Origin of the sequence: Dyadobacter koreensis (genome assembly GCF_900108855.1) — a bacterium.
Taxonomy (GTDB): domain Bacteria; phylum Bacteroidota; class Bacteroidia; order Cytophagales; family Spirosomataceae; genus Dyadobacter; species Dyadobacter koreensis.
Window position 1 is genome coordinate 542,564 of the sequence record NZ_FNXY01000004.1, and the last position, 14,234, is coordinate 556,797.

The window sequence follows — 14,234 nt, forward strand, 5'->3', positions numbered from 1 at the left end:
GCGGTACCATACATCCTGTTTTTATTCATTATTTTAGGGAATTAAATATTTTCAATCTTTATAAAGCTAAACCCATGAATTCTAACCGCCGGCATTTTATTAAAAGCGTAACTGCCGCTTCGGCCCTGATCGCGACAGGAAGCGTTGCCAAACCTTTCAACATCATCCGTGATTTAAAAAAAATAAGTCCGAACGACAAGATCCGATTTGCAACGATCGGAATGGGTATTCAGGGAAATCAGGATACCAAAGCTGCCTTACGCGGTGCTCCTGATGCTGAATTTGTTGCCGCAGCCGACCTTTATGACGGCCGTCTGACCCATGTCAAAGAAGCTTACGGAAAGGATATCTTCACTACGCGTGACTATCGCAAGATCTTAGAGCGAAAAGATATCGATGCAGTGTTGGTCGTGACGCCCGATCACTGGCACGATCATATCACAAAAGCATCATTGCTAGCTGGAAAACATGTATATTGTGAGAAGCCAATGGTCCAACATATTGATGAGGGAAAATCGGTTATCGATGCCTGGAAAAAGTCAGGAAAGACGATGCAAATTGGTAGTCAACGTATCAGTTCTGCTTCATTTAAAGAAGCAAAAAGACTTTTCCAAGCTGGTGAAATTGGCGATATCAATTATGTAGAATCAAATAATGACCGCTTCAATTCGCTTGGCGCCTGGAATTATTCAATCCCGACGGACGCATCGCTGACAACGCTGGACTGGGATACATTTTTGGGCGACGCGCCTAAAACTCCTTTCGACGCCAAACGTTTTTTCCGTTGGAGAAACTACAAAGATTATGGCACCGGAGTGGCGGGAGACCTTTTCGTCCACCTCATCACGGGCGTTCATTTTGTTACCAATTCTTTGGGACCTGAGCGCATATTCTCGTCGGGAGAACTGAGTTACTGGAAAGATGGCAGAGACGTTCCGGATGTACTTGTTTCAATTCTTGAATATCCAAAAACAGATCTTCACTCCAATTTCCAGATGGTTTTGCGTGTCAACTTTGCAAATGCGGGTGCAATCGCGAACAATACCAGGATTATCGGGACTGAAGGACAGATTGAATTCACAGAAAACAACCTGATACTTACAAAAAAGAAACTGGCAAAAGCTCCCGGATATGGAGGGTATGATAGTTTTGGTACATTTTCTGCCAGTGAACAAAAAGAGTTTGAGAAGCAATATAATGCGCAATATGCCGCCGATACCCGAAAAGCAGATCCCGTTAAAGAGGTTCGTTTCGAAGCGCCAAAAGAAGATGATGCGCATGCAAACCACTTTCGTGATTTCTTTGAAAATGTAAAAAAAGGAACACTTGGAACCGTTGAAGATCCTGTTTTTGGATTCCGCGCAGCTGCTCCTGTTCTTGCCTGTAATGACAGTTATTTCAAGAAAAAGATCATCAATTGGGACCCGGTTGAGATGAAAATTAAAAAGTAATTAATTAACCGGGAAATGTACATCAAGATAGGCGGTTGGTACAATAATAGTAGTTTTTAGCAATGTAATTTTAGCGGGCCAAACGCCTGAGAGCCAGGCTTGCTATTAAATAACAATTTACTACACTTAAATTACTTTACAATGAAACCAGGAATTGGAATATCTGATGAAAACAGAAAAATTGTAGCCGACCAGCTTGCCATACTCTTGGCAGATGAATTTATACTTTATACGAAAACTCTGAATGCACATTGGAACCTTGTAGGGCCGGATTTTCACTCGGTTCATGTTTACTTTGAAGAATTGTACGGACAATCAGCAGAAATACTGGACAGCGTCGCAGAAAGAATTCGTCAGCTCGGACATTTTGCTCCCGCAAAACTCAAAAACTATTTGCAGATGAGTCATTTAACCGAGCAGTATGAGGGTGGAAATGACAGCCTAAGCCTGATCAGGTATTTGCTTCAAGACCACGAAAGTATTATCGAATTTATTCGTGGGAATATCAACACTTTCGCTGACCAGCATAAGGACGCCGGTACCAGTGATTACGTAACGCAGTTGATGGAGCAACATGAAAAGATCGCTTGGATGTTAAGAGCGCACGTTCAATAGCAGAATAAAAAAACACCGGAATATGTTCCGGTGTTTTTTCTTGGATACCACGAATATTTTATCAGCATACAATGACAAATACCTCGACGTTTAAATTAAAAGACGATGATTCATCGGAAATCACTATCCGCCAATCGGATATTCAGGAAATTGTGCCCGATGCTGATTTCAGATTCAGTCTTATTATCCTAAAAAACGGCGACAAACACTTTGTTTGTGGTACGGATCAGGAAATCAAAGACTCTTTTCAGAAAGTCTGATTTGGCTGAATCAGATTGTTTATGAATTTTTCCAAAACGACCACGTGATTGTATTTTTCGTCGTTGCCGGCATATAGCAACGTCACCGTCTTGTGCTTTTTTATTCTATCGACAAGATCGTGTACCGATGACATGCAATGTCGTAGTTCAAAGGTATAATCCTGTCTGAACTCTTCCCATTTTTCCGGGTCATGATTAAACCATTTTCTTAAATCTGTTGAAGGTGCAACACCTTTCAGCCATTCATCAACATTTGCCTCTTCTCTCTTTAATCCGCGAGGCCATAAACGATCCACAAGAATTCTGAAGCCGTCTGCTTCATTTTTTGGTTCATAAATTCGTTTAATCTGTACGGTACTCATATCATAGTTAGGGCTATATAGTTCTTAGACTAAATAAAAACTAGCTAAATTTAAAAATAGTTTCCATAACAATCAATCTTGCAGAACTTCTTTCCTACAATAAAGTTATCAGTGCGTTTTCTTTGTAACTATTCCAAGATAACGGATACAAATTCGGTATCTAAAATTATAAAAATTCCGGATACCTCCGACAAGAAATTCTTAAAAATTTACTGTAAATCAGCAACATACAAATCTCCTTTGAATCATTCAAAAAATCATTTCCAATCAGACTTCTGGATACCGAATGAAATATATCAAAAGAAAAATTATATTATTATTTCATTAAAATTTCGCTGTAATTGTGAATCAATGGCTTGAATGAAAGTTTATGTTTCTGCTAACTCACACTTTTTGTCAGATAAACATTATCGGAAAGTTTGGCAACTATCCCATAGTATAGCACTATACTATGGGATAGTACTATATTTCAGATAGTGATTCTGTCTACTTTTGAGAAAAAAAAGCATATGAAATATTTACTTCTAGCAGGCCGAATCCTATTTTCCGCCATCTTCCTATTATCAGCTCCTGGGCATTTCTCAGAACCAAGCATCTCCTTTGCAGTAGCGAAAGGGCTTCCCATGGCTAATGTGCTGGTGCCTTTATCCGGCATTGTAGAATTTCTAGGAGCCGTCAGCATTATCACAGGGTATAAATCCCGATATGGGGCATGGCTACTTGTACTTTTCCTGGTTCCCGTCACCTTCGTAATGCATAACTTCTGGACACTGACAGATCCAATGCAGAAGCAAATGGACATGGCAATGTTTATGAAAAATATTGCATTGATCGGCGCTTCCCTCATTATTGCATATCTGGGAACCGGCCCATTAAGCGTAGGGGAAAAAAATATTTCCACTAACAATTAGCAGCTTATAATTCAGCCAGGTTGCTTAACAGCCTTTGTAAGATCAGGTTTGATATCCGGCGATTAACATCCGCTTCGTGAGCAATATAAATCAGCCATTCCTCTTCGGTAAAATGCCCGATGACAATGCCTTTTAAAAGCGAATGAAGTTTGATGTCCTGCCTCAATACGTTGGTAATATATAATTTCTTATCTGCCTCCGTTAGTTGCGACAGTTTCGTTTTACGGTTAAAAGCATATTGCCGGACGACACGAATCAGGGTATCATTTTGAAATTTTAATATCGGGCGAAGTGTCTCGTTCTGAAATTTTTCCGATGGATTAATTGCCGGTTCTGTTTCAATAACGGGACGAAGTGAAAGTAATATTTCGGTGTTTTCGGACATTTGAGTGTGATTTAAGATGCTTGCTCTGCAAGTAACTAAACAAATTTCAAATAAAAACCGGCAGCGCGTCTTTTAACATGCTGCCGGTTTTTTTATCTGAAAATTGAAAATTAAGGCTCCGCAACTGGTTTTACCTTTTTTTCCATTTTGCCAAAAATATAACGGATACCCCCCGTCACCGTGATTGACTGATTACTGTTTTTCACGGAATATAGATCGTTTCCAATTTTGGTTGCATCAACATTTACTGAATTCGCTGAGCCTATCACAAGATCGTAAGAGCCTTCAACCATGAATTGTAAACGTCTGCCCATTGGCAAAACGATCCCAACTTTTGGCGAGATACCCGGTTTAATTGCAGATTTGTCAACAATAATATTATATCCTTCAATTTTCTGGATATTCAGACCGGCTTCAAGACCGACATATGGTTTGATTCCGCGCGTACCGAAATAATATTCTCCCATTAAATTTACCGGAATATTTGTAGCCTTGCCTCGGATCGTTTTTAAAGAAAGTTGACGGTCAATGTTCTCTGTAATGTATTTGGCTGACAAACCAATTGCGATATTAGGTTTCACAAAATATCGGTACTGAGCGCCAAAACCATATGCGCCCTTCGAATCGTCACTCTGATTCGTACTGCCGTATGTTCCAAGCAATGTGAGGGATTTTTGCGCCATGGCTGTTCCGGAAAAGAAGAAACTTAATAATAGCAAAGTAGAGAGGCCAAATAACTTTTTCATAAATTCTAAATTTTATTAACTCTATTGTTTTAACTCCTTACGCGAAGGAATAGCGTTTTGTTGATAAACAGCCGTTATTTTTGGTGTTCTAATATTCTTCTAATCAAAAAAAGGGGATATTTCAGCAGCTGAAATATCCCCTTCCACTATTAAGGTATTGACTGACAAATATTTAAAAATTACAATTTTATAATTCTGAAAACTTTCTTTTGTTCATCAGAAGTAACCTCTACTATGTAAAGACCAGTTGAGAATCGAAGATCAGATAAATCCACTGCATGTTTTTGATTTGATCCATCCGCAATCAGGGACCTTTGATATATTTCATTTCCCTTCAAATCCATCACTCTGAAATGCACCAGAGAACCTATTGCCGCCTGATATATGATCTGAAAATCACCCGTCGTGGGATTGGGATAAGTTTGCCATTCAACCAATGAATCAAAGCTCAGATACCTCGCCATTGAATACTCAAAACTTTCATCCTTGTCAATCATCTTCAACCGATAATAATACTCACCCCATTTCGACTTTTGGTTGTCCACGAAACTGTATTCTCTTAGTTCAGATGAATTGCCGAAAGCTTTGACCTCCCCCAGCCTGTTGAAACGATTTAACATAAACGCTTCATCGCCATCTGCTCTCTGAACCTCAAAACGTCCCGCATTAGTCTCGGATGTTGTCCTCCAATTTACAAGAACCTTATCCTTATTCTCATTACCCGGTATTTTATTAACATTAAAACTAACTAGCTCAACCGGAAGTGGATTTCCATTTGCACCGTTATTCATCCAAAATTCAGAAAAATCTTTTACCTTAATTTCTGCATAATAGCCTTTGTCAAAAGGAACTTTAACTGTGTTGGCCGGCTCGATAAATGACCAGATTCCGGAAGTATTATTGCTGATCTCCCCGTCTTCCTTACTTTTATCGGGGTCTGTATATTTAGATACGCCCAACTGATAGGCAGTCGCGACTTTAGTGCAATTAGGGCAGCCCGTTGCATTGATCAACTTCTCAATTTCCGAGTCCAGAAAATAGATACGTACTGTGGCATCATTAGCAAGGCTGGTCGTTGCCGGTTTGATAGTAACATTCCGGTCAAGATAATATTGATTGCCGTTGTTGCGTACTGCGCCGGAATTAACATACGCCTGAACGCCAGTGCTCCCGAGCTCCTGACCATTTGGATTTATTGACACTACCAGTTTTCCATTTTGCATAAAATCGATCCAGCCTGATGAGCTTACAGGTTGTTGCGTCACAGCGGTTAATGTAGTGCCCGCATCGTAGATACCTGCACTATTATCATAAATATGTACATCATCTATCGCAATCCCCTCACGCGTCGTGCCGGGATCTGCACTCATGACTATTCTAAGGCGAATATTCCCATTTATAACCGGCAAAGGAATCGTACCAACGTGCCACCGCGTGTAGTTTTCAACGCTCCATGCTTCGATGTCCGTCGCCACTTTGTTATACCAGTTTGTACCCTGGCCCTTAGCGCCCAAACGAGCCCAGGTACTTCCATCCAGCGAATATTCTATAAATGCCAGATCACAATCCTCCTGTCCACAAAATTCTATGTCGAGCGCCAGACTTAAACTCAACGTCGGATTGGCCATTCCTGTGATATTGAAACAGGGAGAATACAAATAAGACTTTTCTTGATTTTTATAATTACCGATCAAATTAGTTTTCCAGGCTTTCGAGCCGCTTGCTGCCTTGTTAATCTTGGGTGAACCGGGTGTTCCGTAGGCCCAGGAATTATTGGTGCCGTCGGTATGCCAGTTTCCATTATTCGTCTCAAAGTTTTCAAGATAAGGAAAGGTTGATACGAGCGCATTATTATAAAATGATAAAATTACAGCGTTGTTTTCTAAATAAGTATCAGTCGGTAAGCTCACCGCTGCTCTTATTGTATATTGCCCCTGAGCTGATAAATTCAAGCGTGACGTAAATGTATACTGGATAGTTTGTTTGCCGGCAATTGACGGAATGACTTCGATAATTTCCTGGCCATTTCCAAGTTTGTAAGAGACAGAAACGTTGTTAACGGCATTATCAGAACTGTTGCGTATTGTGACGGTGAGAGGATGTTGATTACCAAGCCCGCAGCTGTTTTCAGTAATACTGTTTAAACTCAGCAGCTGAATGTCGTCTGTTTCTATTTTTAAGGCGATATCATCAAATGAATAACCGGCACCGCTACCAGGATCGGCCGTTATTCTTGTTCCGTGCTGGCCCCACCTGATCTGGGTACTCGCCGAAAAGGATTGATTATTGTCCGACAAAATGTTTCTTAGCTCTATACTTTTCGATAGTTTATATGGCTGGTCGGACCGATTTTGCTCCAAAGCGAGATCGTAGGCAAGAATCCATGGATCGGTATAACTTCCTCTCACCCAAACTTTATTATCCGGATGCACCGCCTGACCGTGGTTTTTATAACGGAAATAAAGACGAATATCGTTCGACAGGTTGTAGTTTGACAAATTAAAAGTACCCGCCAGAAAATTGGTATTTCCCTCCGGGAGGAACCGATCTACATCAAGATTAAATGCCTTACTTCCTGAATATGCCATTCCCGAGTTCACAAAAGTACGCAGCCGGCCGGCACTCGTGCTATTTGAAAAATCGTACCGGTCAGCCCCCTCCAATCCTGACACATTCATCGTCTGGATTTGAGCTGAGGCAGATTCGACATTATCTACGAAAGGCAAGACCACCGCCGGATTTGCCAATTGTTTAAATATTCTGCCGACAGAGTTGTTTGCTGTCACCAGATCTGTCGTTTTGCTTACAGATGCGGAAATTGAATAAGTACCCAGTGCAGAAAAATTTTCCTGATCGGGAAAAGAGTAATCCAGTGTCGCACCGGCATTAATAGTCAGGTTAACCAGATAATTCTTTACAACTCCGTTATTAATAGAATAACTGACAGCGACCTCGCCGGACGATATTTGATCATCTAAATTTTTTATCCTTATAACAATCGGCGTGTTGGCAGAGAACATTGTCGGAGTAAATTGTCTACCTGACGCCGCCGGCGACACGATACTTTCCAGTTTGAGGTCATTGTTGGATATAGTCCCCTGGCATGTGCCTGAATCCGGCTTGCGCGAAAGAGCATTTGCTCTCGGTCCCGGATTACCATTTACTCGCGATCTGACGGAAACCCATTGTGTATTTTCGTTTAATAAACCACTTAAAGTAAAATTCAAATTTGTTGTGGTGCCGGCAGAAACCATTTCATCGCCTTGCAAAATCATCACCTCATAGTCCGTAGCGCCGGCGACCGCGTCCCATTCCAGTGCAATGTAACCTTCACACTGTACACCTGACAACCTGATGGAAGGAGGCCGCATGATTGTAAACGCTTCACTGACAGTTTCTGCTCCAGTCGCCGTAGCTATAATTTTGATCCTGGCCTTTTCCGTTGCTTCATCAGGGACAGTCCAGGCAATCAAAGAATTAGTACTGATCGGATTGCCTGAAATATCGTTCCAGTTAGCTCCGTTATCTTTGGAAAATTGCACCCTGAATTCCCCGGATGCATTGCCAAACACATCCCAGCTAACGTAGACTCCGTCGCCAGGTGCCAAGCGCTCCTTACCGATGGGGTAAGTCAGAGTAGTAGAAGCGGGAATAATGTCGTAAACTACAAAGTATTCCTGCCCGGCACCCTGCGTGACGGCAGTTCCGTTCACACTGATTTTATAATTTCCGGCACCTGGACTATTTATAACCACCTGTTCCATATTATTAGTATGGTCAGCTCCGCTGGTTGCCGGGACGTTTACATTTGCTGGATTAGAATCCAGCACTTTAGGAAGTATCACTATTGAAGAATTTTCAACCGTCAGGTCCAGGTCATTTACCAGTGTCTTAGCCGCCAGAATCGAAGCAGCGGGGTCATTCCAGTATAGCATAACTTTCAACTGAGCTGTATTTGCCGGGATTTCAATTTCAAAGGAATTCTTTGCTGAATTCGCGACAGTTGCAGTTCTGTAACTATTAGTTTCCAGCATTTTAACCGAACGTAACAGGTTCATCCACCCAAATCCAAATTGGTAGTCAGGACCGGCATTTCCTTTGTCAGCACTTCCGTTGCAAAGCAACGCCTTCATTAACCCGTTCCTCGGATTTTGCTGGTTATGCAGGTTACGATACTGCTGGTAAAGCAGTGCAAGTCCGCCAGAAACAGCAGGTGCCGCCATACTGGTTCCAGTAGAATTGATATAATTATTATTAATGGCATATGAAGATACCACCTGCGTTCCCTGAGCAGAAATTTCCGGCTTCACCCTTCCGTCCGTCACCGGCCCCTTGCTGGAACCTGGGGCAATTACACCTTCCATAGTGGTATTCCCAACCGTAATTACGTTCTTGGCGGCCTGATAACCTCCGACCACGTTTCCAAATCCATTCGTGAACGGTGCACAATTAGTATTTCCACTATTCCCCGCAGCGAAGACATGTTGCAGATATGGCATTTGAAAAGCCTGCTGATCAAGGATATTTGAAGTGAGATCATAATCGCCAAATGTCGAGCAATTACTTACATCGTTTCCATACGAATTGTTTGTGATCACCATTCCAAAATCCTGTACGTAGACCGGAGCATAGGCCAGAATATTTGAATACAATTGAGCGATCATTTTTACCTTCGGAGCATAGCCAGCATACTTTTCAGTCACTATCCCGGCACCACCCAAAGTTCCCATCACATGCACCCCGTGTGTGCCGGAGTCTATCGCCATACGGTTTATAACCCGATTTATCATATCAACGTGTTGCAAAGGATCGGCGTTGTCGCCAACGCCAACCACCACGCCTTCCCCATGTAAATTCCTGGCTGCGCCAATAGACGAACCCAGCATATTAGCACGTCCGTTAACAATGCTGTGGTTATTAACGGGTGTGTCCTCCTTTGGTTTAGCCTGAACATATTGTATAAAAGGTAATTCGGCGAGCTCCATCAATCGATTTTCGGGAAGCTTTATTTCCAGTACCTGATAATTCTGATAAACATCGGACGTGATTTCAAAGCCTTGATTTTTCAGCGCAACCGAGACGTCCTCCGGTGAAAAAGCTCGCAAAAAACTTATCCATACATCAATGAAACCATCTGCGCTTTTTATATGACCCGGAATTTTACCATTCGCAAGAGATGTCTGCAGCTTCTGGCTAGCACTGGGTATAACAACCGAGCGAGCTCCCGACTCCTTAAGTGAAACATCGTTTAGAGAACCAGTGATTGCGGCCGTGTAAGCATTGTTTGGTATGTAATCCAGCAATTCAATACCATTCGCCAGTAAATTCTCTCGTTGCGAAGGCGAAGGAATGGCGTCAAACTGAATGATCAAAAAAGATTTCTTCTTGAACGGAACGAGCTTTTTATTAAGCTCCCGAAGACCTTTGGGAGTTATATTATTCGTCGGAAGAAATGTGCCATTTTTCAGTATAAGTTCTTTTTGACCGGATTGCTGCGCCAGTAAGGAAGAAGAAATAAAGGTGAAAATCAGCAGACTGTTGAGTAGTAGCGATATTTTCATAGATGTGTGAAAAAAGTGTGACTTATTATAAAGCTAATTTCAATAAATAAATTCATATTCCTTTCAATGTGCCAAAGATTGTTTTGAAGATATTTTCAACAATATGGGGTATGTAGTAAACAACTGTAAACTTATCAACATACTGTTAAAGTATTGATTTATAAATACTTATAAGATTTGGCATAATCCTATTACAAATTGTTCAAAATGAATAAACGTGCAAAGGCACAGTAATACTGATTTAATTAAATAAACACAGATTATGAAAAAGCTAATAATATCGGCGGTAGCCTTATCTCTTATCTCTTTCGCCTCTGTTCAGGCTACACCCGTTTTGGAAAATAAAATGGCAATAACAGTAAATCAGGACAAAGTTTCGGTTAAACCAGACGAACTTCCTGCTGCTGTGAAGGCAACTATAAATAGCGAAGCATTTGCCGGATGGAAAGTTGTAGAGGCATTTCTGGTAACGGCAGATGATAAAACACAATACTACGACCTGTCAGTCAAAAAAGGCAACGAGAATGCGCGTGTCAAACTTGACAAAAACGGAAGAAACGTAGAATAATACCACTTAGTAATTACTTTACTCAACGTCGATAGATATGGCCGGAGCAAGCTCCGGCCTTTTTTTGTTTTAATCCAGATAAACATTTTAATCCAGATAAACATCAGTACATGTGATCAGGTAAAGCAGCTCACCTCAATATTTTGTATACCAATGCCCCTGAATGAGTAGAGATCATACTATCCGGTTTTTAATTATTAAACATTTTCTCTAAACCCGGATTAGTATTTCTGCTTTATGTTCATTTTTAAAACATCTAAAATTATTTTTTATTGTTTGTTCTTTACTCCTATTGCGGCGGTTTTCAGCCAGAGTTCCATTGCATACCTTACTGATCGCAAAACGCTTCTGGAAGGAAAAGAATTGTTTAATTCTAGCTGCGCCTCCTGCCACGCAATAGAAGAGGAAGGAATTGGCCCCAGACTTGGCGGTATAACCAACCTGCTTTCAAAAAAGCAATTAACTGAATTCATTCAAAACCCTGCAAAAGTTATTGATTCAGGTGATACCAGAGCGGTCAATCTGAGTAAAAAGTTCAAAATGGTGATGCCCCCTTTCGACTTTTTAAAGCCGGGAGAAATAAATGCTATCCTTGCATATATCGACGGGGAAACAAAACTTCATCAGGTAAAGCCACTTGTGGTTGAAGCCGAGAATCTGACTTTAGCATCAGCAACCGGCCGTGTGGGAGTTCCGGTAAAAAGTTCAGTGGTAAGTATTGAGCTTGAAGACTTTGCTCAGATCCCGGCTTCCTCGGACAAACCGCCATTTACAAGAATAGCCAACATGCGGCCACATCCTTCCGCGGACGGAACTTTATATGTCAGCGACCAGCGAGGAATAATTTACAGGATCAGCAAGGGGAAGGTAAATACTTTTCTGGATATCCGGTCAAAGATTGATCATTACATCAATACGCCAGGCTTGGGAACCGGACTTGGAAGTTTTGCTTTTCATCCGGACTTTTTAAACAATGGACTGATCTACATCACGCATACGGAGGAATTTGCCAGAAAAAAAGCCGATTATGAGTTTCCCGACTCAATTAATGTAGCGATGCAGTGGGTGGTTTCCGAGTGGAGAATCAATGACGTGAAAAATACTGGCTTTGAAGGGACAAAACGAGAGATCATCAGGATCAATGTGCCTTCCGGTGTTCATGGAACTCAGGATATCGGCTTCGTCCCCGTTACTGACAAAACGGATCCCGATTATGGAATGTTATATATCGGAACTGGTGACGGCGGGTCAACAATTGGCAAGCATCCCGAATTGACACATCATTTAAAATCGCTCCTTGGAACCATCATCCGGATCAATCCCCTTGGCAATGACGGTCCTAATAAACAATACGGAATTCCCAAAGACAATCCTTTTGTGAACCTTACCGAGCCAGGCATAAGGAAGGAAATCTACGCTTATGGTTTTAGAAATCCCCACCGGATGTCATGGGACTTAAAGCATGGGAAAATCCTTTTTAGTTCGGAAGTGGGTGAAGGCAATTTTGAAGAGGTGAATGTGGTAGTCAAAGGTGGAGATTATGGCTGGAACACACGTGAGGGCAGTTACGGAATTTCTCCCACCGATCTCAAAACAGTCTTTAAAATCCCGACTCAGGAATCAAAAAAATACATCACACCTTATCTGGAATATGATCACAACGACGGAAATGCCATAAGCGGTGGTTCGGTGTATGAGGGAAAATTGGCTGCTCTAAGAGACAAATATATTTTCGGCGATATCGTCAACGGACGTATCTTTTTTGCAAATATTAACAAACAATTAGCAGATTCCACAATCTACGAAATCGTCATCAAAGAGCATTCGAAACCAACAGATCTGCGGACGATTACCAACTCCAAACGTGTTGATTTGCGGGTTGAATATGATGGTTACGCACATGAAATGTATCTAATGACGAAAAGTGACGGAAAGATCAGACGGATTAGAGAGGCGCAGCAATAAATTACTGCTCAACTGTTTCCATCAAAAAATACTTAAAATAAAACGGAGCAGCGAAATGCGCTCCGTTTTTTGTATTTCAAATTCTGCCAAACTTATTCTGACTGTCGTAAGCCAGACCAAGCCCTACACTCGACAGCTTATTTTCATCTGCCAGAGCTGCATTAGGAAAGAGCTTTTTAAATTCGGACTGGATCAAGGGGACCTCGGTTGAACCACCTGTGAGAATTACAAGATCGATATCTTCTTTTTGAACACCTGCATCTGCAAGGCACTGCATCGCAGAATTTGATATTTTCTCAATTTTTTGAAATATCGCCTCGTCAAACTGCTCGCGGGTAACTTTGGTTGTCAACCCGTCTTCAAGGAAATCAAAAGGAGCATCATATTCTGACTGGGAAGTAAGCGCAATTTTTGTTTCCTCTGTTGCTGCTAAAAGTGTATGACCTGTTTCTTGTTCCAGCACTTGCAACAGCCTTTTGTACCGTGTTTTATCGTGGGCCTCAAAAAGAATCTGCTTCGTTTGCGAAATGATTTTTGTTGTATATAAAAAGTTAACCTTGCTCCATTCGGACAAATCAAAATAGTGATACAAAGGCACCTCCAAATTTTTGGCTCCGTAGGTAGTCCGGTAACCCAGCTCGGGCATAATTGCCGCCAGGCTCAAATCTTTGTCAAAATCATTTCCACCTACCCGAATCCCTGTATTGGCAAGAATATCTGAAGCCCGATCCGCTTTGTGAATGTATTTATTCGACAGGCGGATTACAGTGAAGTCAGAGGTACCGCCTCCTAAGTCCACGACAATCGCCAGCTTCTCACCCAACATATTAACCTCATGCGCAAACGCAGCGGCAATAGGCTCAAACTGAAAATCTATGTTTTTAAAGCCCAGCTGTTTTGCGATCTCCTTCAGTTCTGCCTCAGCTCTTACATCCGCGGCACTGTCGTTGTCTACAAAATGGACGGGCCTTCCCATCACTACATTTTCAATTTCCTGCCCGGCCTCGGCATCCGCCTTATCTTTCAAATTCTGTAAAAATGAAATAATTATTTCATTGAAGCGCATCAACTCACCGTTCACCATGGTACCCTGACGCATGACTGGTGTTCCTAAAACACGTTTTAAGCTGCGCATAAAACGACCAGGGTTTCTTTCCAAAAACATATTTACTGCTGCTCTTCCATAAAAAGGCACATTTCCTTTTCTAAGAAAAAACATCGCACTTGGCGTTGTTGTACTTGAACCTTCAACCTGAACGAGATGGACGTTACCCTGATTTGCTATTGCTATACTTGAATTGGAAGTTCCGAAGTCGATTCCGCAGGAAATACTGGTCATTATAATCTGTAAAAATTTGGGGGCGCAATTTCAGATTATTTATCCTTTTTTGCAATTTCCAATAGCACTAA

11 protein-coding genes are annotated in these 14,234 nt (G+C 41.6%); 6 read left to right on the plus strand and 5 right to left on the minus strand.

Going from position 1 to position 14,234, the window contains the following annotated elements; genetic code table 11:
- Window positions 1-74: 74 nt before the first annotated feature.
- The 3 genes from BMY70_RS14635 to BMY70_RS14645 all read left to right on the plus strand — a co-directional run bounded on the left by BMY70_RS14635 (window position 75) and on the right by BMY70_RS14645 (window position 2,326).
- Window positions 75-1,451, plus strand: coding sequence for a Gfo/Idh/MocA family protein (locus BMY70_RS14635; RefSeq protein ID WP_090336067.1), 1,377 nt, complete (start codon window positions 75-77; stop codon window positions 1,449-1,451).
- Window positions 1,452-1,592: 141 nt separating this feature from the next.
- The gene (locus BMY70_RS14640) at window positions 1,593-2,066 is read left to right on the plus strand and encodes a Dps family protein (RefSeq protein ID WP_090336069.1); all 474 of its coding nucleotides are present in this window, start codon (window positions 1,593-1,595) and stop codon (window positions 2,064-2,066) included.
- 71 nt (window positions 2,067-2,137) lie between these two features.
- Complete coding sequence (locus tag BMY70_RS14645; RefSeq protein ID WP_090336071.1) at window positions 2,138-2,326, plus strand: hypothetical protein; 189 nt, start codon at window positions 2,138-2,140, stop codon at window positions 2,324-2,326.
- On the opposite strand, the gene BMY70_RS14650 is transcribed toward BMY70_RS14645, so the two are convergent.
- Window positions 2,314-2,688: a DUF488 domain-containing protein gene (locus tag BMY70_RS14650; protein ID WP_090336073.1), complete on the minus strand. Its 375-nt coding sequence runs from the start codon at window positions 2,686-2,688 to the stop codon at window positions 2,314-2,316. The two genes, BMY70_RS14645 and BMY70_RS14650, sit on opposite strands and share 13 nt — an antisense overlap.
- A gap of 476 nt (window positions 2,689-3,164) precedes the next feature.
- Between BMY70_RS14650 and BMY70_RS14655 the strand changes: the two genes are divergently transcribed.
- Window positions 3,165-3,599: a DoxX family protein gene (locus BMY70_RS14655; protein WP_262485745.1), complete on the plus strand. Its 435-nt coding sequence runs from the start codon at window positions 3,165-3,167 to the stop codon at window positions 3,597-3,599.
- A 4-nt stretch (window positions 3,600-3,603) separates the two neighbouring features.
- Here BMY70_RS14655 and BMY70_RS14660 read toward each other — a convergent pair whose 3' ends face one another.
- The 3 genes from BMY70_RS14660 to BMY70_RS14670 form a co-directional block, all read right to left on the minus strand.
- Window positions 3,604-3,984 (minus strand): hypothetical protein, encoded by a 381-nt coding sequence (locus BMY70_RS14660; protein WP_090336077.1) that lies wholly within the window; start codon window positions 3,982-3,984, stop codon window positions 3,604-3,606.
- A gap of 110 nt (window positions 3,985-4,094) precedes the next feature.
- Window positions 4,095-4,730: an outer membrane beta-barrel protein gene (locus BMY70_RS14665; protein WP_090336079.1), complete on the minus strand. Its 636-nt coding sequence runs from the start codon at window positions 4,728-4,730 to the stop codon at window positions 4,095-4,097.
- 179 nt (window positions 4,731-4,909) lie between these two features.
- Window positions 4,910-10,291, minus strand: coding sequence for a S8 family serine peptidase (locus tag BMY70_RS14670; RefSeq protein WP_090336081.1), 5,382 nt, complete (start codon window positions 10,289-10,291; stop codon window positions 4,910-4,912).
- A 262-nt stretch (window positions 10,292-10,553) separates the two neighbouring features.
- Between BMY70_RS14670 and BMY70_RS14675 the strand changes: the two genes are divergently transcribed.
- Both BMY70_RS14675 and BMY70_RS14680 read left to right on the plus strand, forming a co-directional pair.
- Complete coding sequence (locus BMY70_RS14675; protein WP_090336084.1) at window positions 10,554-10,859, plus strand: hypothetical protein; 306 nt, start codon at window positions 10,554-10,556, stop codon at window positions 10,857-10,859.
- Between the two features lie 276 nt (window positions 10,860-11,135).
- A complete protein-coding gene (locus tag BMY70_RS14680; protein WP_229209613.1) occupies window positions 11,136-12,824 on the plus strand; it encodes a PQQ-dependent sugar dehydrogenase in 1,689 nt (562 codons plus the stop codon).
- Window positions 12,825-12,900: 76 nt separating this feature from the next.
- Here the strand turns inward: BMY70_RS14680 and BMY70_RS14685 are convergent, their stop codons facing one another.
- Window positions 12,901-14,163 (minus strand): Hsp70 family protein, encoded by a 1,263-nt coding sequence (locus BMY70_RS14685; protein ID WP_090336086.1) that lies wholly within the window; start codon window positions 14,161-14,163, stop codon window positions 12,901-12,903.
- Window positions 14,164-14,234 lie beyond the last annotated feature (71 nt).

Bases quoted from the DNA above. Each gene is read 5' to 3' on its own strand.
- BMY70_RS14665 (WP_090336079.1), bottom strand. From the start codon at position 4,730: ATGAAAAAGTTATTTGGCCTCTCTACTTTGCTATTATTAAGTTTCTTC.
- BMY70_RS14685 (WP_090336086.1), bottom strand. From the start codon at position 14,163: ATGACCAGTATTTCCTGCGGAATCGACTTCGGAACTTCCAATTCAAGT.
- BMY70_RS14660 (WP_090336077.1), bottom strand. From the start codon at position 3,984: ATGTCCGAAAACACCGAAATATTACTTTCACTTCGTCCCGTTATTGAA.
- BMY70_RS14640 (WP_090336069.1), top strand. From the start codon at position 1,593: ATGAAACCAGGAATTGGAATATCTGATGAAAACAGAAAAATTGTAGCC.
- BMY70_RS14635 (WP_090336067.1), top strand. From the start codon at position 75: ATGAATTCTAACCGCCGGCATTTTATTAAAAGCGTAACTGCCGCTTCG.
- BMY70_RS14675 (WP_090336084.1), top strand. From the start codon at position 10,554: ATGAAAAAGCTAATAATATCGGCGGTAGCCTTATCTCTTATCTCTTTC.
- BMY70_RS14650 (WP_090336073.1), bottom strand. From the start codon at position 2,688: ATGAGTACCGTACAGATTAAACGAATTTATGAACCAAAAAATGAAGCA.
- BMY70_RS14645 (WP_090336071.1), top strand. From the start codon at position 2,138: ATGACAAATACCTCGACGTTTAAATTAAAAGACGATGATTCATCGGAA.
- BMY70_RS14670 (WP_090336081.1), bottom strand. From the start codon at position 10,291: ATGAAAATATCGCTACTACTCAACAGTCTGCTGATTTTCACCTTTATT.